This window comes from Helicobacter sp. MIT 05-5293 (assembly GCF_000765665.2).
Lineage (GTDB): Bacteria > Campylobacterota > Campylobacteria > Campylobacterales > Helicobacteraceae > Helicobacter_C.
Genome location: NZ_JROZ02000003.1, coordinates 103,222 through 129,472, shown reverse-complemented (window position 1 = coordinate 129,472; position 26,251 = coordinate 103,222). Strand labels below are relative to the sequence as shown.

General features: G+C 37.2%; 27 protein-coding genes and 2 tRNA genes. 9 read left to right on the top strand and 20 right to left on the bottom strand.

The genetic code is table 11. The annotated features are described in order from the left end of the window. Positions 1 to 238: 238 nt before the first annotated feature. The 3 genes from trxA to LS68_RS06970 all read left to right on the top strand — a co-directional run bounded on the left by trxA (position 239) and on the right by LS68_RS06970 (position 1,755). Positions 239 to 556, top strand: a complete 318-nt coding sequence (trxA, locus tag LS68_RS06980) for a thioredoxin (protein WP_034371870.1) — start codon at positions 239 to 241, stop codon at positions 554 to 556. A 172-nt stretch (positions 557 to 728) separates the two neighbouring features. Then, a complete protein-coding gene (locus tag LS68_RS06975) occupies positions 729 to 941 on the top strand; it encodes a hypothetical protein (RefSeq protein WP_138091275.1) in 213 nt (70 codons plus the stop codon). Beyond that, positions 904 to 1,755, top strand: a complete 852-nt coding sequence (locus LS68_RS06970) for a glycosyltransferase (RefSeq protein WP_138091273.1) — start codon at positions 904 to 906, stop codon at positions 1,753 to 1,755. The genes LS68_RS06975 and LS68_RS06970 overlap by 38 nt, the downstream gene beginning before the upstream one ends. Here the strand turns inward: LS68_RS06970 and LS68_RS06965 are convergent. From LS68_RS06965 to LS68_RS06915, 11 genes are all read right to left on the bottom strand, one after another. Then, positions 1,752 to 2,492, bottom strand: coding sequence for an ABC transporter ATP-binding protein (locus tag LS68_RS06965; protein WP_034369581.1), 741 nt, complete (start codon positions 2,490 to 2,492; stop codon positions 1,752 to 1,754). The genes LS68_RS06970 and LS68_RS06965 overlap by 4 nt on opposite strands. Beyond that, the gene (locus LS68_RS06960; RefSeq protein ID WP_138091271.1) at positions 2,476 to 3,240 is read right to left on the bottom strand and encodes an ATP-binding cassette domain-containing protein; all 765 of its coding nucleotides are present in this window, start codon (positions 3,238 to 3,240) and stop codon (positions 2,476 to 2,478) included. Before LS68_RS06960 ends, LS68_RS06965 begins: the two co-directional genes overlap by 17 nt. Next, positions 3,237 to 4,094 (bottom strand): nickel ABC transporter permease subunit NikC, encoded by an 858-nt coding sequence (gene nikC, locus LS68_RS06955; RefSeq protein ID WP_034369582.1) that lies wholly within the window; start codon positions 4,092 to 4,094, stop codon positions 3,237 to 3,239. The genes LS68_RS06960 and nikC overlap by 4 nt, the downstream gene beginning before the upstream one ends. A gap of 154 nt (positions 4,095 to 4,248) precedes the next feature. Further along, complete coding sequence (gene lepA / locus LS68_RS06950; protein ID WP_034369585.1) at positions 4,249 to 6,054, bottom strand: translation elongation factor 4; 1,806 nt, start codon at positions 6,052 to 6,054, stop codon at positions 4,249 to 4,251. 44 nt (positions 6,055 to 6,098) lie between these two features. Continuing rightward, positions 6,099 to 7,199, bottom strand: a complete 1,101-nt coding sequence (glf, locus tag LS68_RS06945) for a UDP-galactopyranose mutase (RefSeq protein WP_034369588.1) — start codon at positions 7,197 to 7,199, stop codon at positions 6,099 to 6,101. Further along, complete coding sequence (locus LS68_RS06940; RefSeq protein WP_034369590.1) at positions 7,196 to 8,260, bottom strand: glycosyltransferase family 2 protein; 1,065 nt, start codon at positions 8,258 to 8,260, stop codon at positions 7,196 to 7,198. The genes glf and LS68_RS06940 overlap by 4 nt, the downstream gene beginning before the upstream one ends. After that, positions 8,260 to 9,465 carry a glycosyltransferase family 2 protein gene (locus LS68_RS06935; RefSeq protein ID WP_138091269.1) on the bottom strand — a complete coding sequence of 402 codons (1,206 nt, stop codon included), beginning with the start codon at positions 9,463 to 9,465 and terminating at the stop codon, positions 8,260 to 8,262. Before LS68_RS06935 ends, LS68_RS06940 begins: the two co-directional genes overlap by 1 nt. Positions 9,466 to 9,509: 44 nt before the next feature. Then, positions 9,510 to 10,430, bottom strand: a complete 921-nt coding sequence (locus LS68_RS06930) for a DUF4422 domain-containing protein (RefSeq protein ID WP_138091267.1) — start codon at positions 10,428 to 10,430, stop codon at positions 9,510 to 9,512. 17 nt (positions 10,431 to 10,447) lie between these two features. Further along, positions 10,448 to 11,368, bottom strand: a complete 921-nt coding sequence (locus LS68_RS06925; protein ID WP_277872316.1) for a DUF4422 domain-containing protein — start codon at positions 11,366 to 11,368, stop codon at positions 10,448 to 10,450. Positions 11,369 to 11,612: 244 nt separating this feature from the next. Then, complete coding sequence (locus LS68_RS06920) at positions 11,613 to 12,647, bottom strand: bifunctional 3,4-dihydroxy-2-butanone 4-phosphate synthase/GTP cyclohydrolase II (protein ID WP_034370007.1); 1,035 nt, start codon at positions 12,645 to 12,647, stop codon at positions 11,613 to 11,615. Positions 12,648 to 12,759: 112 nt separating this feature from the next. Next, a complete protein-coding gene (locus tag LS68_RS06915; protein WP_034370009.1) occupies positions 12,760 to 13,200 on the bottom strand; it encodes a DNA starvation/stationary phase protection protein in 441 nt (146 codons plus the stop codon). Positions 13,201 to 13,361: 161 nt separating this feature from the next. On the opposite strand from LS68_RS06915, the gene LS68_RS06910 reads away from it, so the two are divergent. From LS68_RS06910 to LS68_RS06895, 4 genes are all read left to right on the top strand, one after another. Continuing rightward, positions 13,362 to 13,436: transfer RNA gene (locus tag LS68_RS06910), tRNA-Gln, on the top strand. Positions 13,437 to 13,465: 29 nt separating this feature from the next. Further along, positions 13,466 to 13,542 (top strand) — tRNA-Met (locus tag LS68_RS06905). Positions 13,543 to 13,680: 138 nt separating this feature from the next. Then, on the top strand, positions 13,681 to 14,517 hold the full coding sequence (locus LS68_RS06900; RefSeq protein ID WP_034370010.1) for a hypothetical protein: 837 nt from the start codon (positions 13,681 to 13,683) through the stop codon (positions 14,515 to 14,517). Beyond that, positions 14,510 to 14,785 carry a hypothetical protein gene (locus LS68_RS06895; RefSeq protein ID WP_034370012.1) on the top strand — a complete coding sequence of 92 codons (276 nt, stop codon included), beginning with the start codon at positions 14,510 to 14,512 and terminating at the stop codon, positions 14,783 to 14,785. The genes LS68_RS06900 and LS68_RS06895 overlap by 8 nt, the downstream gene beginning before the upstream one ends. A 153-nt stretch (positions 14,786 to 14,938) precedes the next feature. Here LS68_RS06895 and LS68_RS06890 read toward each other — a convergent pair whose 3' ends face one another. The 4 genes from LS68_RS06890 to LS68_RS06875 all read right to left on the bottom strand — a co-directional run bounded on the left by LS68_RS06890 (position 14,939) and on the right by LS68_RS06875 (position 18,557). Further along, a complete protein-coding gene (locus tag LS68_RS06890; RefSeq protein ID WP_138091263.1) occupies positions 14,939 to 15,970 on the bottom strand; it encodes a cytochrome-c peroxidase in 1,032 nt (343 codons plus the stop codon). Positions 15,971 to 16,072: 102 nt separating this feature from the next. After that, positions 16,073 to 16,780: a methyltransferase domain-containing protein gene (locus LS68_RS06885; protein ID WP_034370619.1), complete on the bottom strand. Its 708-nt coding sequence runs from the start codon at positions 16,778 to 16,780 to the stop codon at positions 16,073 to 16,075. Further along, the gene (locus tag LS68_RS06880) at positions 16,768 to 17,421 is read right to left on the bottom strand and encodes a pimeloyl-ACP methyl esterase BioG family protein (RefSeq protein ID WP_034370622.1); all 654 of its coding nucleotides are present in this window, start codon (positions 17,419 to 17,421) and stop codon (positions 16,768 to 16,770) included. Before LS68_RS06880 ends, LS68_RS06885 begins: the two co-directional genes overlap by 13 nt. Continuing rightward, positions 17,418 to 18,557: an aminotransferase class I/II-fold pyridoxal phosphate-dependent enzyme gene (locus LS68_RS06875; protein WP_034370625.1), complete on the bottom strand. Its 1,140-nt coding sequence runs from the start codon at positions 18,555 to 18,557 to the stop codon at positions 17,418 to 17,420. Before LS68_RS06875 ends, LS68_RS06880 begins: the two co-directional genes overlap by 4 nt. 192 nt (positions 18,558 to 18,749) lie before the next feature. Here LS68_RS06875 and LS68_RS06870 point away from each other — a divergent pair, with 192 nt between their 5' ends. Both LS68_RS06870 and bioD read left to right on the top strand, forming a co-directional pair. Continuing rightward, positions 18,750 to 19,916, top strand: a complete 1,167-nt coding sequence (locus LS68_RS06870; RefSeq protein ID WP_034370628.1) for an ATP-binding protein — start codon at positions 18,750 to 18,752, stop codon at positions 19,914 to 19,916. 103 nt (positions 19,917 to 20,019) lie between these two features. Continuing rightward, complete coding sequence (gene bioD, locus LS68_RS06865) at positions 20,020 to 20,619, top strand: ATP-dependent dethiobiotin synthetase BioD (protein WP_034370631.1); 600 nt, start codon at positions 20,020 to 20,022, stop codon at positions 20,617 to 20,619. A 53-nt stretch (positions 20,620 to 20,672) separates the two neighbouring features. Here bioD and LS68_RS06860 read toward each other — a convergent pair whose 3' ends face one another. The 5 genes from LS68_RS06860 to LS68_RS06840 all read right to left on the bottom strand — a co-directional run bounded on the left by LS68_RS06860 (position 20,673) and on the right by LS68_RS06840 (position 26,103). After that, entirely contained in the window at positions 20,673 to 21,212 is a 540-nt protein-coding gene (locus tag LS68_RS06860; RefSeq protein ID WP_034370634.1) for a hypothetical protein, read from the bottom strand. Positions 21,213 to 21,278: 66 nt separating this feature from the next. Further along, positions 21,279 to 22,733, bottom strand: coding sequence for a 2-methylcitrate dehydratase (gene prpD, locus LS68_RS06855; RefSeq protein ID WP_138091261.1), 1,455 nt, complete (start codon positions 22,731 to 22,733; stop codon positions 21,279 to 21,281). An 82-nt stretch (positions 22,734 to 22,815) separates the two neighbouring features. Beyond that, entirely contained in the window at positions 22,816 to 23,961 is a 1,146-nt protein-coding gene (gene prpC, locus LS68_RS06850; RefSeq protein WP_034370610.1) for a 2-methylcitrate synthase, read from the bottom strand. 24 nt (positions 23,962 to 23,985) lie between these two features. Further along, positions 23,986 to 24,861, bottom strand: a complete 876-nt coding sequence (gene prpB, locus LS68_RS06845; protein ID WP_034370612.1) for a methylisocitrate lyase — start codon at positions 24,859 to 24,861, stop codon at positions 23,986 to 23,988. 348 nt (positions 24,862 to 25,209) lie between these two features. After that, positions 25,210 to 26,103, bottom strand: a complete 894-nt coding sequence (locus LS68_RS06840; RefSeq protein WP_034370614.1) for a DMT family transporter — start codon at positions 26,101 to 26,103, stop codon at positions 25,210 to 25,212. Positions 26,104 to 26,251 lie beyond the last annotated feature (148 nt).

The window sequence follows — 26,251 nt, the reverse complement described above, 5'->3', positions numbered from 1 at the left end:
GAAATTTGAAGCATCAAGCATCTTTCTATGAGAAATTAAACGATAAAATTTATCAAAAATGATTTTATTTTCTGACTTATTATTTTGAGATTTATACCAAACTTTATTGGTGTTATGATGTTTTTGATAATTCGTTTAAAAAATCAAGTGTATAATTCAGAAACTTGTAAAACTTTAATGCTTAGATGAAGTTTTGCAAAGTTCTTATCTTTACGATATTTTCAATAAGGAGTTTGAAATGGCAAAGTATTTAGAGCTTACCAGTGATAATTTTGACGCTGAAGTCTCAAGTGGTGTAGTAGTGGTTGATTTTTGGGCGCCTTGGTGCGGACCTTGTAAAATGCTTTCTCCTGTGATTGAGAAGCTTGCAAATGATTATGATGGAAAGGCTAAAATCTGCAAAGTAAATACAGATGAAGAAGATGAGCTTTCGGCAAAATTTGGTATCCGCAGTATCCCAACAATTTTCTTTATGAAAGATGGTGAGATCAAAGATCAAATCACTGGAGCACAACCCGAACAAAACATTCGTCAAAAAATTGACGCTCTTTTGTAATCATACTAAAAAGAGGGATTGGGCATAGCTTATCCCTCCTACAACTCTATACAGATTTTACCAACTTTTACCAACAACCTACAACGACACAACTTTCATCTTGCTTGTGCAGATTCTATAAATTTATGCTAGAATCCTACCTTTTACATCTCAAATCAAAAAAGGCACAATTATGGATATATGTTTAAGCGCAGATGACAAATATTCTCCGATGTTAGCGACCACAATCGCATCGATTTTGCACAATGCCGATGATGAGGATATTTTAAATCTTCATATCATCTCAAATGGCATCTCCGATGTGAATCAAAAGAAAATTTTGACTTTAAAAACAATCAAAGAATGTAATATTACTTTCTATACCCCCCCCCCCCACGATAATTGAGCTATACCGCACTTGGTCCGAGAAAATCCCCCATTCCAAATGGCTACATCATACTGCTTATTTAAGATTAGCCATACCTTCAATAATCCCTCATATTGATAAGATTCTATGGCTTGATTGTGATATGGTCGTGAGAAAAAGCCTCAAAGAAATCTTTGATACAAATATAGACCATCATTTAGCACTCGTGTGTCAAGATAATATTTTCTCCTATCGTATAAAACACCCTCATAAATACAAGCCCAATGGCTTAGACTTCTTGCAATGGCTTGATTCTGTGGGATTAGATTCAAGCGTAAATTACTTTTGTAGTGGCTTTTTATATATTAATGCCAAATTATGGCGAGAGCAAAACTTGCATCAAGCATTTGAAGAATATGTTGCACGATATTTTACTACTATCACTTATGGCGATCAAGATATACTCAACTTCGTCCTACGAGACAAGCTAAAGTATGTGAACAAAATGTGGAATTTTATCCCCTGTATAGATTCTGATTATTATCCTACAATCCCTCCACTTGAAGAGATTAATATCTTGCATTATGCTGCTAGTAAACCTCTTAACCCCCTATGCACAGACAAGTTCTATATCAATGAGTTTTGGAAATATTTCTTTATGACGCCCTATTTTATTGAGAATCCAGCCCCTTATATCGACATCATTATCGCCCAAAAGACAAATGCGCATAATCAACGCATCAAAAAACTTGCTAAAAATCTCACTTGTTGGATTCCTATCGCAAAATGGCGAAGAGGTTGCAGAGAAAAACTTTTGATGCAAAAAGATATTTTATACGCATTAGATTCTTAAGTTACGCCTTCATTGATTGATGCTAGGCTCGGTGATGCTGTCTCTATAACTTTCCCTTTTTGCATCACCAGCACCCTTTGGCAAAATCGCTCGATAAAATGCTCATTGTGCGTGATAAAAAGAAATGCACAAGGATAGATTTTTTGCCACTGCTCCAAAAAATCTAAGATTCTCAACGAAAGCAGATAATCCACATTTGAAGTCGCCTCATCGAGAATAAGCAAACTAGGTCGCACCAAAAGTGCGCGTGCAAGGCAGATTCTCTGTGCTTCTCCCCCTGAAATCATTGCAGGATAGCTTTGCAATATCGCCAAATCCAAGCCCAGACTTTCCAAAAGTGGCGAGATTCTCTCCATTTGAGCTTTTTCATCATAGATAGATAGTAAATACACCAAAGGCTCTGCAAGGCTCTGCATCAAGGTCAATCGTGGATTGAGCGAACTTATCGGATCTTGAAGAATAATTTGCACTTGTGTATAAAATGCCCTCCTTTGTGTGAGATTCTCTAAATCGATAATCTCCCCTCTAAAGCGCACTTCACCGCTATCCTGCCTTGTGATACCAGCAGCAATACGCGCTAATGTGCTTTTGCCACAGCCACTTAACCCCATTAAGCCCACGCGCTCATTGTTATCAATGCAAAAATTAATGTCCGAAAAAATCGGCTGTTCTATGATTTTCCCCAAAAAACGACTTTTTTGATAGGCAAATGAAACATTTTCAAATGTGAGAAGCATAGATGCCTCCTTGCAGTTTTGAAAGCTTTTCAATCAGAATCTCCTGCAGATTCTCGCGTTTAAAAAGTCGTGCGTCAAGCATTTCGTGGATTTTCCCTTGTGCAATGAGATAGATTCTATCCGCCTTTTGCGCAGCGATATTTAAATCATGCGTGATAAGCAACATACCAAAGCCACGCGCTTCTTGAAGTGATTCAAGAAGGGAGAGAATCTTATTTTGTGTGAGAGTATCTAAATCACTCGTGGGTTCATCAGCAAGTAAAAAAGGCGCATTGTAAAGCAAACCTAATGCAATCATCACCCTTTGGAGCATTCCTCCACTAAGTTCAAACGCATAGCAGTCTAACACATCTTTTTCCAATCCCACTTCTTGCAGGAGAGATTCTATCTGTGCAGGATTATAAGGCTTTTTAAGCACATCTAGGCTTTCTTTAAAATGTGAGCGCATTGTCCAAAGGGGATTGAAACAAGTGCGCGGATTTTGCATAATACTCGCAAATACTTTGCTACGCGCATTGTGAGAATCTAACGGCTTGCCATCAAGCAAAATTTCACCACTTTGTAAGGTAAGATTAGAGGGTATCAATCCTTGAATTGCAGACATACAGAGAGTTTTACCACTCCCACTTGCTCCGAGTAAAATCGTCGTGCGATGACTTTCAACACACAAATCAATATTACTAAGCAAAGCATTTTGTGAATCTGTCTGTGAAAACCCCACGCTGACCTTGCTCATTTGCAAAATCATTCCACACCTTTATGTATAGAAGACAAATCCGTATCAAAATAATCTCGCAAACTATCGCCAAGCAGATTAAACAACGCGATTGTGATAAACAACGCCCCACCCGGATACAATACAAGCTCGGGATTACTCCACAAATAATCCTTGCAATCACTAAGCATTACACCCCATTCAGCATTTGGTGGCTGCACACCCAATCCCAAAAATGACAAGCCCGCAATATGTAAGACAATATGCCCGATGTCCATAGTCGCTAATACAAGGCATTGACTGATGACTGGCACAAACATATTTTGCTTGAAACTCTGATAATTACTTAAACCAAAAGTCGGTGAGAGGAGGACAAATTCTTTACTCTTCAGATGAAGCACGATACTACGCACGATACGCGCATACCAAGCCCAATGTGTAAGTGCAATAGCAAGAATCACATTTTCCAAACCACTGCCCAAGATTCCGACCAAAAATAAAGAAAGCACGATTGTAGGGAGACTTAAGAATATATCACAGATTCTCATAATCACCTTATCCACCTTGCCACCCACAAAGCCACACATTCCGCCAATACTAATGCCCAAAAACAGAATCAAAGAGAGGATTAAGAATCCTGCGCTAAGCGAGATTCTCCCACCATAAAGAAGACGCGTAGCAATGTCTCGACCCAAATGATCCGTCCCTAGCCAATGTGCAAAACTCATCGGGGCAAAAGTATTTTCCAAATCCATAGAATCTGGAGCGTATGGGATAAAAAAGGGTGCAAGAAAAATAAGTGCAAGAAAAAAGATGATGCCCACTAAAGCAAACTTACCGATGGGCGAAAATCGTTTGCGTGGAGTATGCGTTGAGAGAATCGACATTGTATCCTTTCAAAGTATAGCTTAATGAATAAAATTATAGCATTTTATCATCTACAAAACGGGTTCTTCATTAAAAACAAAAAGCAATGCCACGCATCAAACCTCATCAAAAAAGTCTTATTGTAAGAATCTTTTAGAATCTATACAAGTAATCTTAAGAATCAATCTTTAGCACCGCTAAAAACGCCTCTTGGGGTAATTCAACCTTGCCAATTGCTTTTAATCGCTTCTTGCCCTCTTTTTGTTTTTCAAGTAGTTTGCGCTTCCTTGTAATATCGCCTCCATAACACTTAGCCGTAACATTCTTACCCATTGCCTTAATCGTCTCACGCGCGATAATCTTACTCCCCACACTCGCTTGTATTGCGACTTCAAAAAGTTGGCGTGGGACAATTTCTTTCATAGATTCTACTAATGCCCTACCCTTTTCATAACTTTTTGCCCTATCTACGATAATAGAGAGTGCATCGACCACTTCTCCCGCCACACGAATATCAAGCCGCACCAAATCCCCTGTGCGATAACCGATAGGCTCATAATCAAAACTCGCATAGCCTTTTGTGCAAGATTTTAATTTATCATAAAAATCCATCACAATTTCATTACTTGGTAACGCATATACAAGCATTACGCGTGTTTGTGTGAGATAATCCATTTTCTCTTGCACACCGCGCCGATTGGCAAGGAGAGTAATAATATTGCCTAAATACTCGCTAGGCGTGATAATGCTTGCCCTCACATAAGGTTCTTGCATATAGTCGATTTTTTGCGTTTCGGGTAATTGAGCGGGATTCTGCACAAGCACCTTTGAACCATCGGTAAGATAAACTTCATACACGACCGTGGGAGCTGTAGCGATGAGGCTAAGTCCAAATTCTCGCTCCAAACGCTCTTTGACCACTTCCATATGCAATAATCCCAAGAATCCCACACGGAAACCAAAACCTAGCGCGATGCTTGTCTCTGGCTCAAAACTAAGAGCCGAATCATTGAGTTTGAGTTTATCAAGCGCATCGCGTAATTCTTCAAACTTATCTGTCTCAATCGGATAGATTCCCGCAAACACAAAAGGTTTAGCAGGACGAAAACCATCTATGGGCAAATCTGTGGGTATTTTAGAATCTGTGATTGTATCTCCCACTGCCATTTGCGTAACCGACTTTAAGCCTAAAGAGATAATGCCAATCTCCCCGCACGCAATCTCTTGAGTCGAGATTCTGTGCAAAGGATTGGGATAATAAAGTGCCAAAACCTCATATTTTTTGCCACTACTCATCATCAAAACTTCTTGCCCGACTTTTAATGTGCCGCTTTTAAGCCTCACTAACCCCAACGCACCCAAATAGTTATCAAACCACGAATCATAAATCAATGCCTTTGTCGGAGCGTTTTCATCTCCACTAGGTGGAGGGATACTCTCGATAATACGCTCAATAAGCTCTTTAATCCCTATACCGGTTTTCGCACTCACTTCAAGTGCAGAGGAGCAATCTAGTCCAATGGTAGATTCTATCTCTTCCTTGACTTTTGCCACATCAGCTGCGGGTAAATCGATTTTATTAATCACGGGCAGAATCTCTAAATCATTTTCCATTGCCACATATACATTTGCTATCGTTTGAGCCTCCACACCCTGACTCGCATCGACTACGAGCAATGCTCCCTCACACGAGCTAAGCGAACGAGACACTTCATAACTAAAATCCACATGCCCGGGCGTATCAATGAGATTTAAAATATAAGTTTGTCCTTTATAGGGATAAGTCAAACGCACTGATTGTGCTTTAATCGTAATACCTCGCTCTTTTTCAATATCCATAGTGTCCATAATCTGCGCAGTCATTTCGCGCTCACTCACCGCTCCACACTCTTGAATCAAGCGATCGGCAAGAGTAGATTTACCATGATCAATATGCGCGATAATAGAAAAATTACGAATAAGCGTCTGTGGCGTGTTCATCATTACCTACTTTAATAAAATTAAAGTGTGATTGTAGCACAAAACTAAGGCAGATTCTCAAACACTTCTAATGCCCTTTTCACAACCTTATCCATATCATAATACCGATATTCCCCAAGCCTCCCGATAAAATGCACATTTTTTAACTCTTTTGCCCTCTCTACATAGGCTTGATATATCGCCTCGCTTTGGACATTAGGCACGGGATAATACCGCTCTTGCCCCCTGCTCCATGCTTTAGGGTATTCAAAACTCACAATCGTATGGGGAGTTTGCACATCAAGAAAGTATTTATACTCACCAATGCGCGTATAGTCAAAATGATTAGGATAATTCACCACTGCACAACTTTGAAAATAAGGCTTTTCAAAACGTATAAAATCAAATTTTAAGCTCCGATAGGGCAGCTCCCCTAATTCATAATCAAAAAATTCATCAATCGCCCCACTATAAAAAATCCTCTCGCATTCTATCTTGTCTTTAATATCCCTATAATCACATTCAAGTTTAAGGGTGATTAATGGATTATCAAGCATCTTTTCACACATTTTGGTATAGCCTTCCATAGGGATACCTTGGAATCTATCATAAAAATAACCATCATCGCGACTAATGCTTACAGGCACACGCTCAAACACACTCAAATCAAGCTCATCGGGGCTACATTGCCACTGCTTTAAAGTATAGTGCAAAAAAATCTTTTCATAAATATATGTGCTTAACACCTCTAGTTGAGGGTTTTTGCGGATTTCTAATATCGAGACTTTTGTGCCATAAGGATAAGATTTTAAGAGTATAGATTCTAAATTTTGCGCCATTAATGGAGGGAAGCACTTATACAAGGCATTAAGATTAAAAGGCACAGGGATTAGCTTACCCTCGACAAAGGCTTTGACTTGGTGCATATAAGGATAGAATCGACTAAAACTTGTCAGATATTTCCATACTTTTTCATCATTAGTATGGAAAATATGCGTGCCGTATTGATGCACCAAAATGCCTCCATCATCATAATCATAAGCATTTCCACCGATATGAGGGCGTCTATCAAGAAGTAGCACTTCTTGCTTTTTGACATTTGCTAATCGCTCTGCTAGTGTGATACCTGCTAGTCCAGCACCTACAATAAGATTCTGCACTTTCATTCCTGCTCCTTTAAGGTTTTGCTTGATAGTTTTTGATTGCATGTAAATTTTTCATATAATGTGAATCCAAAAAGACGCACAACATTGTATTTTTTAAAAAGTCGGATACTGAATCTTCTCTTCAATGTGCGCTGCATCATATCGCGTTTATAGATAAAATCTAACGCATCAGAGCTTTGCATAAATGCTTTCATAATCCTATCACGACAGATGATATGCCAAGGGAGATGAAGATTCTGTATTGTGTTGTAAGTTTTATCAAAAAACTCTTGCGCATTAGAATGCTCTAAAGAAAAAGTGTAGAGCAATTTAAAAGGCAATCCATATCGTTCAATAAAATCAAATTTTTTATACCATTGATAGATTGAAATAAAAGTATCAATCGGTTCAAGTGGAAAAGCTTGCGTTTGGTTCAATATACCCATAGTAGAATCTTCTCTTTGCCGATAATGATACGCACCTGCATAAATAAAACACACTTGAGGAGTAAAACATAAATAACGATATAAAAAATCCGAATCTTCAGCATTGCTTCTATGAGGAAATCGAAGTTTATAAGATTCTACAATATCTCTTTTGAATAAAACATTCCATGCAAAATATTCAAAAAATCTTATCGTATGGGGAGATAGGGTAAATACACCTTGTTTGCATAATGTAAAAAACCATTGGGCATTATAGGCAGGATACTCAAATACGACATTGGTATTTAGCACAATATCGCCATATTTTAAAGCACTCATAAAATCTCCTATATAACTTATATCAATATAATCATCAGAATCTATAAAGCAAACAAACTCACCTTTTGCTACATCTAGCCCTGCGTTTCTCGCTGCACTTTGCCCTTTGTTTTCTTGCTCAAAGTAGCAGATTCTAGAATCTTTATTTGCGTATTCTTGCGCAATGCTCCCGCTTGAATCCGTGCTGCCATCATTGACTAAAATAATCTCTAAATGTTTATAATTTTGATTGATTATAGAATCTAAACACTCTTTAAGATAATCTTCTACATTATAGATAGGCACGATTACAGAAACTAGAAGGGTGGCATCTTGCATTATGCGACCCTCACATACAGAGAGTGTGAAAATCTCTCTATTACCCTAAGATATTTGAGGATAAAAGCATAAAAGACTACATTATGCCCCCCCCCCCCGCGAGAATCTTTCATTGTATAGCTCTCATAAAATGTAATGCCAAAGAGTTTGATGAGGCTATGCTCTCTAAAAAGACGCACACGAAAATAGGATTTTGATTTTTTCGCATAAAACTTTAATATCAATACAAAAAGTTGCAAAGGTGAATGCAGCAAAGTATTCAAATATTTTAGGCTTGTATGTATGTGCTCAAAATGTAAAGAAAGGGCATTATCATTTGTTTTAGACAAAGTATAAATCTCTTTACCCTTAGCTGAAAGTATCCTATTAAGCTTACAAAGTGAGAATATGCTCCCTCCTCCTGCACATATCGCATCTGTAAGCTCTGTAGCAATGCTATACCCACGCGCAAGTGTGAGATTATAGAGATTTTCTAACTGATAGCTTTTGGCAAGGCAAAGCACATCAAGCAAACCTTTGTTTTGATCGCTCCATTGTGTTTCGCTCCAAGCAAGAAGGTTTTTTTGATGCCCGATGCGGTAGCAATAAGTAATCTCTGCAATCGCATAGAATCTTTTCGCAGCAATCATAGCTTTCACAAAAAATACAGGGTCTTCATAGCGCGTATAATGCGGGTGGAAAATATTATTATCAAGCAAGAATGTTCGCTGATATATGAAGCGTGTAAAGCCAAAATCAAATTGATAATCCCTATATTCTATAAAACCATTTTGCTTAAAGGTATAGCCAAAGAGCATCTCATCAAAATCTGTGTTTATCACACCATTTTGATAATCACTAAAGCAACCTCCACAAATAAGAGCTTGATTTTGCCTTGCGGCATGATAGAGTGCTTCAAGTGTTTGAAGTGTGGGATAAAAATCATCAGGGTCGATGAAGCATACAAACTCTCCCTTTGCGATACGCAAGGCTTTATTCCTCGCTTTACCCACACCTTCATTAGCCTTATGAATGGCTATTATACGCTTATCACTCTGCGCATAAGATTCTAAAATCTCCCCGCAAGCATCACTGCTGCCATCATTAATGCAAATAATCTCTATATCGTGTAAGCTTTGTTGCGTTACAGAATCTAGGCATTCTTTGAGATATTTCTCGACATTATAAATGGGGATAATCACAGATATAAGAGGGTTTTGAGACATTATACCCCTTTCAAAAATGTAAAAAACACATCATCAATACACATTTAAGCACCTAGATGTGTTTTCCACACGCGAATGCCAAAAAGATAAAATCGCTTGATATTGTCTTCTTGTATCCAGCCAAACCATGGGCGCATATCTTTAAGCTGCCATAATCGAAATTTCTTGATTTTTGTGCGTGAAGTGAGATTCTTATGCACAATAAACACATTAAACAATCTCTCTGCCAAAAAGCCATAAATCCTTGATTGGCGAGGTGTATAAAATGTAATATCGATATGTTTTTGTGCCTCAAAAAGCACATCAAACAAAAAATCACAATATTCAAAATAAAGCTCTTTTCTCATTACAAACATATTACACCAACTCAAACGCTGCCCTTTGGTAAAAAATACTTTCTGTAACGCCTCCTCATAATGAGGATATTTATTTCTTATGATCTCAAGCACAATATCTAGGTCTTTGCGATGATGGTCTTTTGCATAAATTTCATACTGATTAAAAAAACGCGCACTCTCCCAACCATACGGCACAACAATACGCTTCGAGACAATAATATCTGCTTGCTGCAAGTTTTGCTCTATAATCCTAGGATTAAGCCCAAAGGTATCAATGAGACGCGAGGGTGCGATTCTGATGTGATTCACATCATTATAATTTTTGAGTGGGATTTTTGCCCCAAAATCCAACACCCTACGATAATGAAACAATCCATAATAATCTGCATCGAGATTCTTCCATGCCCAATACATTGCAGTAAGCTCACAAAAGTAGGGATTAAGCTCACTGATATGCTCCCCGGTATTATCATACCAAAGAGTAGTCTTTGCCCTTTTGCACAGATTCTCTAGTTCATCTTTTACCTTCGCATTTGCTCCTTGCGCTCCAAGCAAAATAGGCTGCAACACTTCATTTGCAATAATCGGACTGGGTTTGTGATAACAAACTAAAATTTTTATATTCATTCTTTCTCCTATATTTCTTATGTAAAACTTTCAGGGTATTTTTCTTGGGGGGGGGGGGGCGAAACACATTTTTTATACACTCGGATAAAAAGAAAATAATACCGCTCATATCCCCTAGAACACTCTTTTCTAAAGATTTTTTCATCAGTAAGACTTAGGGGCATTTCTTGCACACGCAAATGACAGCTTTGCTCCTTATATCTAATCCACACATTAAACAATCTCTCCGCCAAATATCCAAACACGCGTGCTTGATAAGCATCATATTGTTGATAAGGGATAGAATCTTGAATCGTAAAAAGAATATCAAAAAGCCATTCGCAGTATTCAAAATACAGCTCTTTACGCCAAATCGCTACATTGCAATAATGCACTGCCGCACCTTTTGTAAAAAATACTTGTGTGATAGAATCTGCCATTTGGGGATATTTTTCTTGGATATAAGCCAAAGCTTTGTCTAAATCCTGCACATAATGATCTTGTTTAAAAGTATCATAAAAACTAAGATGCGCTGGGGCAATATGCTTTCGCTTAGGGATTATTACATCGACTTGATGCGTTTGCAAAAAACCACTCACCATATCAGGCTTGAGAAAATATTTTTTCTCAATAAAATAATGCGGGATAAGGTATTTATAAAGTCTTCTTTTCGAAGGTGTAGGAGCGAAATCCAACACTCTACGATAATGAAACAATCCGTAATAATCTGCATCGAGATTCTTCCATGCCCAATACATTGCAGTAAGCTCACAAAAGTAGGGATTAAGCTCACTGATATGTTCCCCGGTATTATCTTTAAGAAGCTTTGTGCCTTTTTTCTCACACAGAGATTCTAACGCACTGATAGTATCAGCAGAAGCGTTTTTTGCTCCGACCAAAATAGGCTTTAGAATCTTATTTGCAATAATCGGACTGGGTTTGTGATAACAGACTAAAATAGAAATTTTAGGAGAATGAGGGTTTTTTGTGTTTTTTAGTGAATCTTTAGATGTTTGCCTTGCACAAAGAAACTGCTTAACGGGGGGGGGGGCATAGAAGTTTTATTGCTTGAGATAATATCAAATTTAATTTCTTTGCAATTACTAAAGAATTGTTCATTTTTATAAAACCTTAAGTGATACTTTAAAATTGTTTATTTTAATCTAAGAGCTTTTAAATTTTCCTTACATAATGATAAAGACCTTAAATTTCTACTCTCTCAAGCAGTTTGAGTTTGAATCCGCTTAATGCAGAAAATTCATTTTTACCCGAACTAAGCAGCCTAAAATCTTCCACTTCAAGCAATCTTAGAATCTGCGCCCCTACACCAAAATCTTTCATATCCTCACCCTGATTGCATTCACTACTCAAAAACACCAAATAGCCACCTTCTTGCTGAAGTTTGGCAATACTTCGCATCAAATCCTCAAACTCTCCCCCCTCTTCGAGCAATTCCAAATCAGTTTTGATATGGTGAAATTTGATTAATGGACTTTGCCCCCCGCCCTCTTTTGAATCAAATCTAAACACCGTATGCCTACGCTCTAAATAATCACGAAATACATTCTTTTCACATTCCGTGCCTAAAAAACGAGCTTTTTGTGAAGAAAGCTTATAGACAAGATTCTCATAATTAAGACGATATTGGATAATATCTGACACATACAGAATCTTCAGATTGTGTTCTTTAGCAAAATCAAGTAAAAATTTATCTCCTCGCCCTGCCATCGTGCCATCTTTTTTCATAATCTCACAAATCACACTAATAGGCACAACTCCTGCAAGCCTACAAATATCGACACTTGCTTCTGTATGCCCTGTGCGCACAAGCACGCCGCCTTCTTTAGCAATCAACGGAAAAATATGTCCGGGTCGCACAAAATCACTCGGTTTTGCATTACTATCGCACATCAGCCTAATTGTCATATCGCGCTCATATGCTGAAATACCTGTTTTTGCCTCTTTAGCATCAATCGAAACCGTGAAAGCCGTCTCGTGATTACTATTATTCTTTTGCACCATTGGGGGAAGATCAAGTTTTTTAGCAGTTTCTTGCGTGATAGAAACACAAATCAACCCTCGCGCTTCTTGAGCCATAAAGTTTATCTTTTGAGCAGTGGAAAAAATCCCTGCCATGACCAAATCGCCCTCATTTTCACGATCTTCATCGTCCATTATGATAATCATCTCGCCTTTTTTAATCGAATCAATAGCTTCTTTGACGCGTTGCTCATACATTAAAAACACCTTTAATAAAATACAGATAAAAATTATTATGGCGAAATTGTAGTGAAATAAAATAAACTTTGAAAGATTCTCCCTAAATCAGAATCTAGGGAGATAGAGGGGATTAAGCAAGTTGAGCTTTTAACATCCAAATAGCTTTTTGAAGCTCTGCTACTTTGTCATCTGCATACGCTGCAGTAACCTTATCATCTGCCTTATCAGCTTCATCAGAGAGATTCTCAAACGCTTTTAAGAAATACTCATAATCTTTCAAAATAGCTTGTGCAATCTCTTTAGAATGGAAAGTTGTTTTACTTTCTTCTTTGATTTTAGCTACTTTGAGCATATCTGCAAGTGTTACATAAGGCACTTCACCGATTTGCAATACACGCTCTGCCACATCATCAAAAACATCAGCAAACTTTTCATAAATTTCTTCAGTAGCTTTATGAGTAGGGTGAAAATCCATTCCTTTCACATTCCAATGAAAATTATGCACTTTTACAAAAAATACTGCTGCATCTGCCTGAATCTGTTTTAAACTTTCTACGATTTTTTTACTCATTTCCGATCCTTTCGTTGATTTTCCCTCGTGCGTTATACGCTTAAAGGATTAGATTGATTCTAAAAAGGATTAGTAAATAAATAGAAAATTACACTGATACGGCTTGACAAACTTCTACAAAATCATTATAATAACGCCCTACTTCAAGAGGCTTTTTACATTGGGGTATCGCCAAGCGGTAAGGCACCTGGTTTTGGTCCAGGCATTCAGAGGTTCGAATCCTTTTACCCCAGCCAAATCTTTCAATAAATAGCTTTTTATATGACGCGGGGTAGAGCAGTCCGGTAGCTCGTTGGGCTCATAACCCAGAGGTCGGGGGTTCAAATCCCTCTCCCGCAACCAAATAGAAAACATAGAATCCAAACTCCAATCCCACAGCCAAAGATATAAATTCTATCAGAAGAAGAGAATTCCTTTTACCTTAAGATTTAAGGGTCAAGAAAGTTTGATTTCATGGGAGAAAGACAAAGGAACTAGAGTATGAAAAAAGCAGACAAAGATTTTATAAAAAGATTTGACCTATGGTTGTTGCAAGGGCTACCAAAAATAAATAATGATACAGAATCTAAAAATGCGATAAATCACAAAAGACTTAAGATATATAAATATATATTCAATCTTGGTAAAATCTTTGCTCTACTAAGCTTTTGTTGCGGGATATTAGTGTTTCTAGTGGGCTTTGATGAGAGGCTTAAGAATAAAGATTTTTTAATTGATTTTTTGCCTTGTGTAAATATGCTGGGCATATTGTTTTTTGCTTGTTGTTGTGTAGTATATATTTTTATTTTTTTAAATTTTATTTCTTTTAGAATCACAAAACAAATACCCTTAAACAATGTTACACCTTATAGCAAAGTTTCAAGACTTATTAAATTCTTTATGCAATTTTTTTCGATGATTGCTGTTGTTGTGCTTTGTCTGTTGGGCATATATGTGCATATTGGATTTTTTTCACCGCTCGTTTTACTTTGTCTTACTCCACAGATAAAGTGTATATACATCGATGAAAAGGGCACACTACACGCCGGATTTGTCACATTTTTTAGAATCCCTATTGGGTTATATCCTATCAAAAATGATGAAAGTTTATATTATTGCGAATATTACCAGTCTCAATCAACTATTCCATGCAGGTGTCAGCAACTAACTCGCTGCATCATTGATGATGAATATATTATTAAGCTTTCTCCTCTTGGTTTTGCAACACATATAGATTCTGCACGACTTATTAAAATCCTTGCAAATAGAGCAATTTTACAGGAGAATACAAAACAGGCACAAAATAATAAAATCAATATAAGGGATTATCATGGGTGATGAAATAAAAACGATAACGCTTCCGCCATCTTGTATTACAAGCAATAATGAGCCTTGCCCTATTCAGATTGAAGTAGATGACTTAGAGAGTGCTGATAAAGAATTAATCAAATCCAACTTGTTTTTTATGCTAAGCTCAATGGATAGCATAATTACAGAAAGTGTCAAATATATTGAAAAAGGGTTGCCTTTTTATGTAAGGATAATGCTTGAGGGCAAAAATACTTCCAAAACTAAAATTACTTGTAATATCTTTTCTTTAATATAACAAATAAACATAGATTCTATACTTTAATCATCTACAAAAGCAATTCAAAGCGCAATTATCAGATTCGATTAGGATTCTTACTAATTATTATGAGTATTTTTTGTTTTAATTTGGTATTAGTGTTAAGGAGGCGCACAAAAAGTGCGCCTAGAATCAAAGTTCTGGTTTGGGCGTTTTTTCTGTCGCAATTGGAAGTTGTGGATAGGTGATTGTAGGTTTATCCCCTGTAAGTGCCTTAAGGAAAGTTTCTATACTCTTTGCCTCTTCATCATTAATACTAATTCCTAATTGGGTGCTTCCCATTTCTTTAATCGCATCAGTCAATGACCAAATCCCTCCATTGTGAAAATAAGGGGCAGTTTCGGCGATATTGCGTAAAGTAGGTGTTTTAACCATACCATTAGAATCGCCTTTAAAATTTCCAAGTTTTGCAAATTTATATTTACCTGCCACTTCAAAAGCCTGCATAGAACCGCCTAGATTCACACCATTATGACAAGCAGCACAGCCTTTATCAATAAACATCTTTAATCCCGCTTGTTCATTTTTACTCAATGCTTTTGAATCCCCTGCAAGGAATTTATCAAAACGCGAAGGCGTAAGAAGTGTGCGTTCAAAAGTCGCAATTGCATCAGCAATATTGTCAAATGTTACGCCACTTTTACCATAAATTTTCGTAAATGCCGCTTGATATTCGGGCAAAGAGCTGATTTTTTCAACTGCTAATTTTGCGGGAGTTGCCATTTCAGGTTTTGCTTCAATAGGTCCTTTAGCTTGATCAGCAAGTGTTTGAGCACGTCCGTCCCAAAATTGTGTCGAGTTCAAGACTGAATTATACACTGTGGGTGAATTAAGATGATGAGGATTGGCTTTCCAGCGATGTCCTACTGCAGCGGCGATTCCATCTGCTCCACCCATTCCTAAATTATGACAAGTATTACACGAAATCAATCCGCTTTTTGAAAGACGCGGTTCGAAATAAAGCTTTTTACCAAGCTCTGCTTTTTCTTTACTAAATTTGCTGAATGCAATGCCATTTTTCTTTAAGATTACTTCCACACCATTTTGATCTTTAGGTAATGGCTGTAATCCTGCCTGTTTCGCTTCTGTTAGTAAATCAGCGGCATTTAAAGATAATGCCGATGCAAACACAATTGATGAAAATAGTGCAAATCGTTTCATCATTTCCTCCTTAAATGTTTATTTGAGCACCAATAATTCTAGCATTAGGAATATTAAAATAATATAATTATTATTTAATAAAATTTATTTATAAATAATATTAATTTATTTTTTACGGCACAAAGCATAAATTGGGTGATAAGTGAGTGTATTAGAAAATTGCATTTCTATCTTTTTTAACATTGCCTTTGAAAGATACACATCACCAAGCGCATTTACCCCACTATATTTTAAATGCCTAAATGCTTCTAATGCGCTATCAAAGGATAATTTAATATTCTCTTCGTCCAAATAAATCACCTCAAAATATTGCTGCAATATAATGTCAATGTCCTCTAGATTCAGATAGGTTAGCCCTACTCCTGTTGTTACTTTTACTTCATAGAGATTCTTTTCTCCAAAAGTTGAGATAAGCAAAATCCCCCCACTCTCTAAAGCCTGCGCACAATCACAAACACATTTTGCAAAATCAAGCCATTGGATACACGCATTTGAAGTGATTAAAGAAAATCGCCCCAAATCCTGCTTATCAAATTCACACATATCAAAGATTCTGTATCCTATACGCGCATCTTCAAGACACAATCCATAATCATTAATATCATTATAAATATAGCTTTCAAAATGCAAAGATTGCGTAAGCATTTTTGTATATGCTCCAAGCCCTCCGCCAAATTCAAAAATCCTTTGATACTCTCTTCGAGGCTGCGACAAAAGAATCTCAACAAGCCTACAAGCCATTTGTTTTTGCACATTAGAGTGCTTTTCGTAGCTTGATTGCGCTCTTAAAAATGCGTCTGCTACATTGCGCATAAACTTTCCCAATTTGCAAAATCAAAAAACATAAAATGAGGCAAATCCCGATAAACTATCTCGCTTTTACCCTTAAAAAACGATTCGCAAGACACACAAGGAAATATCAAATCATGCGTTGAAAGCAATACCTTATGCCATATAAAATGCTCATTTTGTATGAGTAGATTCTGTGCAAAAAGATTTTCTAGCTCCTCTTTCAGCTCTTCTTCACGCAAAAAAACAAAATCCTTTGCCAAAGGAAGATATTGTGCAAAAAGTTGTTGCTTAAAATCTTGCAGGTTGATTTTTTTTATCGTGCGTTTGAAAAGGCTTGGATTGATGCCAAACTCCTTGTGAATTGGGAGATCAGTGCCATTAATAGCTATTTTTTGCACGATTTTAGAATCCAAAGATTCTAAATCTTTACACACAGAAGCTACAAAAACGCCCATTGAAAAGCCCACAAGAATAATGCGTGAGTAAGATTGTGTATCCAAATCCAAAATAATATTTGGCTCAAAAATCCGATAATCATACACCAAAGCCACATCAACGCAAGTAGCCTTTAAATGTTGAAAATGCGTAGGGTGCGAGCCAAAACCAGAAAAAAACAATACCAAAGTGTCATTACCAGCCTGATGCAAAAACGATATTTTCATAAAATTTCAATCAACCTTTCTAAGATCTCTTCATTCAGATTTGCATTAAGCGATAAACGAAGTCTTGCAGTATTTTTAGATACCGTGGGGGCTTTGATAGCGGGGCAAAAAAATCCCTCATCTTCAAGTAAATGCGCTTGATTGATTGCCCTTTCATTTTCCCCATAAATCACAGAGATGATATAAGCTTCGCCCAAAACCTTAAGCCCTTTTTTGAGGAGTTTCTCTTTAAGGAATGCGCTTAACTCCCTAAGCCTTTGCCGCCTGTAAGCAAAAGATTCTAAATGTTCAAATACAAAAAGGCTAAAGGCGATATTAAGCGGTGGGAGAGCGGTTGAATAAATCAACGAGCGCGCTTTATTGACAAAAAATTGTTTAAAATCCTCATTGCAAAGCATACAAGCTCCCACAGAAGCCATTGCCTTACCAAAAGTAAAGACTAGAAAATCAATCTCTTTTTCAAGCCCTAATTCCCTTGCAAGCCCTAGCCCCTCTTGACCAATGCTCCCTACACTATGAGCTTCATCAAGATAGAGCAAAACATTAGAGTATTTTTTCTTGAGTGAGACGAGATTCTCTAAAGGTGCAAAATCCCCATCCATACTGAAAAGTGCTTCACTTAAAATAATTATCGCATCGTATTTTGTATGATATTTTTGCAATAAGGATTCTAAATCGTCCCTATCATTATGAGCAAAACGTGCAAATTTTGCACCGCTTAATCGCAATCCATCAACCATACTCGCATGAATCTGTTTATCAGCGATAAAAAATACATTGCCAAGATTCTTTAAGCTTGCGATGCAGGCGGTATTCAGATGATAACCACTATTAAAAATCAGCGCACTTTTAGATGATAAATGATGATGTAAAAATAATTCAAGATTCTCATAAATATCAAAATTTCCACTCAAACTTCTTGAGCTTGAGCTTGAAAGATAGCAAAATTCTTGCGAGAGATTGGACAAAAAAGAATGTGTAAAATCTCTATCCATTGCCAAAGCCAAATAATCATTCCCTGCGAGATTGATGAGTTTTTTATCATTTTTAAATACAAAAATATCTTGATGTTTAAGCGGTGTCAATGTGCGCAAATTATGCTCATTTTTTAAAGAATCTAAAATATTTTTTACCATTTCTCCTCACTTTTTACCTAATCAAACTCATTTTAAATAATTCTAATCTGCGCATTATAACGCATTTTAAACGATTTATTTTGCTTAAGTCGCCCAAAAATAGCCTTAAATTCACAATAAAAATCATTGCATTTTCTAAGCAAGGTTTGAGTAAGATTCTTTAATTTCCTTATTTTAACAAAACAGGACAATATGCAAGAAATCAGTAAGAGTTATTTTGAACGCGTGGCAAGTATTATGCCTCGCCGTTATGGCATCAACGCAGGCAAAGTCTTCCTCTATGGTGCGCCAAAAACAGGCAAAACCTCTCTCGCACTCCTCTATGGTGCGCAATTCAAGAAAAGTTTTTATATTGATTGCGCGGACAAACGCATGAAAATCGATATAATCAATGCGTTTTTACTCAAAAACTATCTCGAAAAAAACCTCGAGATGCTTATCATTGATCATTACACACCTTCAATCAGTTTGCCCAATCTCCAGCATATTATCTTGATTGCTCCAAATGCTAAAGATATACCGCCAGACTTTCAACCCAAAGCCATTCAAGCCTTAAGTTTTGAAGAATATGTAAGTTTTGATCACAAAAATATCGCTATCAACACGCTTTTTAATCTTTTCTTAAAAGAAGGGAATCTACCCGAAATCTATCATCTTGAGCCAAGCTATAAAATCCCTCGCAAACACGAGATTCTGAAACTTGCACTAGAGAATGATTATGAAATTTTTTGCTCTCTTTTACCTATGCAAGCACAAAAACTCACGCCTCATCATATCTATGCTTTGCTCAAAAAATCACACAAAATCTCAAAAGACCGCCTTTATCCACTTTTAGAAAAACTGCAAAAAACACAAATCATTTTCTTTGTGCCTCATTTGCAACATCAAGCAAAAAAGCTGTATTTTTATGATTTTACCTTGCCCCTGTGCGTGAGTGAAGAGAAGAATTTTAATGCAATCCTTGAAAATATGCTATTTTTAGAGCTACAAAAACAAACCGAGCAGACTTACAGAATCACTGATTCTCTAGCACCATATTTCACGCATAAAATATCTTTACAAGCCCCTTTAGATTCTTTAGAATCTCGCGTATTGATAGATTCACAAATCTTTTATGGTGATTACAATGAATTCATCACGCCTTTGGGTGTGTTTATCTTTATCCCTTTTGCCGATAAAGAAATCATCACGCAAAAACTTTTAAAAATGCCCTATGAGCGTATTTTTATCATCACTCTTAGCTTTGAATCACATGGCATTGCGAAGCATAATAACCGACAAATTCAATGGATAGCAACGACTTTTATCAATTTCGCACTTGGTGATGTGGAATGGGAATACGACCAATCACCCTTATAAATGTCAGATTCTATAAATTGATAGAATCTCCAAAAGTTTGATAAAATAAACATAAAGATTAACATCAGCAGGGCAAAATTTAGAATCTTACAAAGGAGAAAAAATGCAAATATACACTTGCGGTATCGGCACAGATGTAGGAAAAACGCATTTTAGCGCATTATTTTGCCATTTATTTGGGTATCATTATTTCAAACTCATACAAGCTGGGACTCCCAAAGATAGCGACTTCGCAGAAAAGCTTATCCCTAAAGAGCGCATTTTGGGTGAGGGATTCTTACTCCAAACGCCTGCTTCTCCTCATATCGGCAAACGACTTGAAAACGCATCTTATCGGGCATTTGATTTAGCAATCCCTCAAACGACAAATCTTATCATAGAACTCGCAGGGGGATTATTCACGCCCCTTGATGAACAATACACAATGATAGATTTTATGACACATTGGAAAAAACCTGCAATCCTTGTAGCGAAAAATTACTTAGGGGCTATCAATCACACACTTTTAAGCATTCAAGCCCTGCAATCATGCGAGATTCCATTATTGACATTAGTGTGTATGGGCAAAGAAGAGAGAGATTTTAATGATTTTATTTGCGATTATACAGGGATTATGCCTTTGAATCTTGATTTTTATGACGCACAAAAAATACGAGACGATCAAATTTTTATTCAAAAAATGTCAAAAATTTTAGAATCTTAAGATTATAGATTCTGATTGGGAATCTATAATCTTGGTTTATAATTTTAGAGCTTTTACGCTTTATCTTTAGCGAAATAATATGCCCCAAACCAAAAGTTTCTGCAAGTTGTGTAGCTTTCATCTAAATGGGCGTATTTTTCTCGCACGATAGAATCATCAAAATAAAGCTCCCTTGCATTTGAAAGTTGAAGAGTAAAATTAATGTTAAATTCAGTGTCTTTGCGTGTCTTGATGATATGGCTACCTTCTTCATAGATAAAGCCAAAGTGGATATAGTTTTTGTCTTCTTGATTATAAAAAGGCTTTAGAAAATCCAAACATAAATAATGTGGTATCTCATCTCTATTATTGCCCAAAAGCACTTTAGGAGGATTACTAGAAGAAATTTCAGAATCTAGCGTAATGGGTATGTCTGTGTTAGTAGTAATACCTTGAGACGGGGGGGGGGTAGAAAAAATATTTTTATGTGTCTTTAAACTTGCTTGGCAATGTTTGGTATCATCAAAATCCCTTACACTGCGAATCCAAAACCACTGATATTCCTTAAAAATAGATTGATTGTCAAGCGCAATCCTTAAAGTAATATTTTTCATTTTGCTCCTTTTTGATTTGATGATGTAGCTATCGACTTTATATCGATAGCTAACATTATGTGATTTTTAAAGTGCAAACAAATCGCTAAAAAGATTGAAAGGTGTAGCTTCAAGTCGCTTTTGATCGTTACAAAGCTCCTTAATCGCTGCACATTTTTTGGGGCTAAGTTTGCGAGCAATATTGCGCTCAAATTTTGCCACAAGCACAGGGATTCCCTCACCTCTTCGGCGTTTATGTCCGATAGGATAGTCAATCTCTACCTTTTCGCTCTTACTGCCATCTTTGTAAAAAATCTGCACTGCATTAGCAATAGAGCGTTTATCTGCTTCGAGATATTCTCTTGTGTAACGATCATCTGTTTCTACGACCATTTTATCACGTAGCGCGTCAATGCGTGGATCATTAGCTATACTATCTTCATAATCATCAGCGGTGAGCCGCCCAAAGACGAGTGGAACAGCAACCATATATTGGATACAATGATCTCTATCAGCTGGATTCGCAAGCGGTCCGACTTTATTAATGATGCGGTGTCCTGATTCTTGTGTGGTAATCACGATTTTTTCAACAGAATCTAGTCTGTCTTTGACTTCATTATGAAGTTTAAGCGCACATTCTACAGCTGTTTGTGCGTGGAATTCTGCAGGGAAGCTGATTTTAAAAAGCACATTTTCCATCACATAACTGCCTAATGCTTGAGGTAAAGTAAGCTTTTGCCCTTTCATTTTTACATCTTCAAAGCCCCAAAACTTCGCACTCAATGCGCTTGGATAGCCCATCTCACCACTCAAAGCTTTAAGCGCAAGATTCACACCACGGGAGCTTGCATCACCTGCTGCCCAGCTTTTACGAGAACCTGTATTTGGTGCATGACGATAACAACGCAATGCACCACCATCGACAAACGCGTGGCTTACAGCATTGCGCACTTCTTCAAAAGTCCCGCCAAGCATTGCACACGCAACAGCAGTTGAAGCGATTCTCACAAGTAAGACATGATCCAATCCAACCTTATTAAAACTATTTTCTAATGCCAAGATTCCTTGAATCTCATGCGCCTTAATCATTGCAGTAAGCACATCTTTAACACTCAAGGGTGCTTTACCTGAAGCAATATTTTTACGACTTAAATAATCCGCTACTGCCCAAATCGCACCAAGATTATCACTTGGGTGTCCCCATTCAGCAGCAAGCCATGTGTCATTAAAATCAAGCCATCTTACCATTGCGCCGACATTAAACGCTGCGCGTTCGGGTTCGAGCTGATAGCTTGTTCCGGGGATTTTTGCGCCAAGCGGGCGAAATTCTGCACCCTCAACAACAGGTCCCAATAATTTGGTGCAAGCAGGAAACTCTAAAGCGAGCAATCCACAACCGATTGTATCCATTAAACAATATCTTGCAGTTTCGTAAGCAAGGCTAGAATCAATTTTAAAATTCACCGCATAATCAGCAATTTTTGTCAAAATATCATCAAAATCCGGTCTCTTTGTATCTAAAATACCCATATCAGCACTCATAAAAACTCCTTTTAGTCAATTCTTTAATCAATGGAGATTCTCAAAAATCATAGAGAATCTCTGCCTTTATTTCTTTAAAAAATTAGCGTTCATTCATTGGCACAAACGCACGATTATCTGGTCCAGTATATTCCGAACTTGGGCGGATAAGCTTATTATCTGCTCGTTGTTCAAAAATATGCGCAAGCCAACCGCTTGTCCTGCTCATGATGAAAATAGGTGTGAAATATGAAGTAGGAATCCCCATAAAATGGTAAGCTGAAGCACTATAAAAATCAAGATTTGGGAAAAGTTTTTTCTCATTCCACATTACTTCTTCGATAACCTCACTGATAGGATACAATCCTTTAGAATCCCCTACATCTTCGGAGAGTTTTTTACTCCATTCTTTAATCACGACATTACGAGGGTCAGCTTTGACATACACACGATGTCCAAAGCCCATAATTTTTGTTTTACTAGCCAATTTTTGTTTGATGCCTTCTAAAGCTTCTGCAGGATTCTTAAATTCGCTCAAAAGGTCCATTGCTGCTTCATTTGCACCGCCATGCAATGGTCCGCGCAATGCGCCAATTGCTCCTGTGATAGCTGAATACACATCTGACATTGTCGCTGTAATCACGCGCGAAGTGAAAGTTGAAGCATTAAATTCATGTTCAGCATACAAAATCAAACTCACATGCATCGCATCAATCCATAATTTTTTAGGCTCTTTGTTGTGCAATTTTTCTAAAAAATACCCTGCGATTGTGTCTTGTTTGCTATTGGTATCCATTTCTGTTTTGCTTTGATGCCAATGATGCCAAAATAGTAAGATAGAAGGAAAAATGCCTAATAATCGCACACCGATGCGATGTTGATCGGGAAATTCACCCTTAAGTGCATCGATTCTCTCTTGCTCCAAACACCCTAAAACCGAACAACCTGTGCGCATAATATCCATAGGGTGCGCATCTTTAGGTAAAAGTTTGAGAGCTTCTTTAAGGTCCTTAGGCAAAGATCTTGCCTTAATCAACTCTTGTTTAAAACTTTCAAGTTCTTGTTTTTTTGGCAACTCTCCTTTTAAAAGAAGATACGCTACTTCCTCAAACTCACATTCTCTTGCGAGATCATAAATATCATACCCTCGATAGTTTAACCCATGTCCTGTGCCAACGGTGCAGATTCCTGATTTTCCAGCAATCACTCCTGCCAAACCACCTACTTTATTTTTCGCTGCTTCACCCATAATTCATCTCCTTAAAATGTGAATTTATTTTTTAAATAACTCATCAAGCTTTTGTTCAAAAGCATGATAATTAAGCATCTCATAGAGTTCTGCTCGTGTCTGCATTTTGTCAATGCTATTTTTCTGTGAGCCATTTTGGATAATGTCTTCAAACACCTCTAAAGCCGCTTTATTCATCGCTCGGGCAGCAGAAAGAGGATAAAGCACCATTGAAATACCAACTTCTTTTAACTCTGAAGTAGTAAAATAAGGTGTTTTCCCAAATTCTGTGATATTTGCCAATACCGGCACTTTGATCACATCGGTGAATTGCTTATACTCCTCAAGCGTATGAATAGCCTCTGCAAAAATCATATCTGCGCCTACTTCTACATAACTCAACGCTCGATCAATCGCAGCTTGTTGCCCTTCACTCGCATGAGCATCAGTGCGTGCCATTACGACAAATTCACTATCTATTTTGGCATCAACTGCTGCCTTGATACGATCACACATTTCTTCTTTGCTTACAAGCTCTTTATTAGGACGATGTCCGCAACGTTTTTGAGCGACTTGATCTTCAATATGACAACCTGCCGCACCAGAACGCGTCAAATCCTTGATTGTTCTAGCAATATTAAACGCTCCTCCCCAACCCGTATCTGCATCGACCAAAAGAGGCAAATCACTTGCTGCTGTGATTCTTCTCACATCGATACAAACATCTTCAAGCGAAGTAATGCCCAAATCCGGCACACCTATACTCATCGCTGCAAGTGCACCACCACTAAGATAGAGAGCTTTCGCTCCACTTTTTTGAGCTTGGATTGCACTATAAGCGTTGATCACACCTATAATTTGCAAAGGAGTGCTACTTTTTAGTGCTTCCCTAAACTTTTTACCGGCACTTTGAATGCTCATCTTTTCTCCTTCGTTTTGTCTTTTAGTATGGCTTTCAGAATCTTTATTCTTTAACACACATTTTTATTATATAAGGAAAAAAACAAATCAAAAGATTAAATATTTTTATACCTTTTAAACATTGATACTTTTTGATTATTTTGTCATTGTAGTAGGAAGCAAAATCCTAGCAATAGCGGATTATCAAAAGTGTTACTTTTAGGAATCTTTAGATAAACCACGCTCCAGCTTCATTTCTCTGTATTTTCATTCAAAAATATTGTGCCTATTAGTTTATAAAATTGCCCTGTATAGGCATACAACAGATTCTATAAATCCTAAATCTAACCTTTAGTCCTATGGGTTTTACTATTTTTGGCTTAGAAACAAACCTTTCATCACCAAAAAACCTCCAATCACAATAAAAATATTAAGCGATTCACCCAAGCTCAAAACTGCCACAATCACGCCAATTACAGGCACAGAGTAAATATACGCACTTGCCTTGATTAAACCTAAATATTTCAAAGCTCCATTCCATGAGACATAGCAAAGTGCTGATGCCAAAAACCCCAAGAATGCAAACATAAGAAGATTGTTAGGATTCTGTAACCCTCCCCAGACCCTACTCAAATCACCATCTCCCATATAAAAATGCAACAACAAAAGAGGCAAAGTAAAAGTCAATCCATAGAAGAAAACTTTACGCGTAATACTTAGTGCGTTTTGAGATTCACAAGCGATAAAAATCTTGCCCATCAGAATCGTATAGACCGACCAGACAAGTCCTGCACAGATGCACAGCATATCGCCAAAGGCATTGAGATGAAATGAGAATTCACCACGAAATACAACAAACCCCACCCCCACAAATGCCAAAATCGCACCAATAAAAAAATACTTGCCGATTTTCTTTTTCAAAAAAAATGCACTCAAAAGAGCTGTGAATAAAGGGCTGATTGCTACGAGCAAAGAAGCGTTTGATGCGCTTGTGTAATTGAGCGCGATATTTTCAAGCAAAAAATACAAACAAGCCCCGCTTAACCCTGCTCCTGCAAATAACATCTCCAGCCCCCAACCTCCCCATTTTATACCTCTAAAATGCAAAGCAAATAAGAACCAATACGCGATAAAAAAACGAATAAATAGAATCTCAATTGCATCAAAATCTTCTAACAATACCTTTGTCGCGCTAAAAGTGCTACCCCATACTAACACTGAAAAAAGGGCTAATAAGTGTCCTAAAAATAAAGAATTACGCATTTTCTTCTTTCAAAAATTTTTATTTATTGCTTTGCCTTGCTAGATTCTCAAATCCATGCTTACGAATCTGCCTCTTCAAGCGTTGTTTGTTCCGCATTGTATCAAAAAAAAAAAAAAAACGATTTTGAAATAATATCCTTTGATAAAT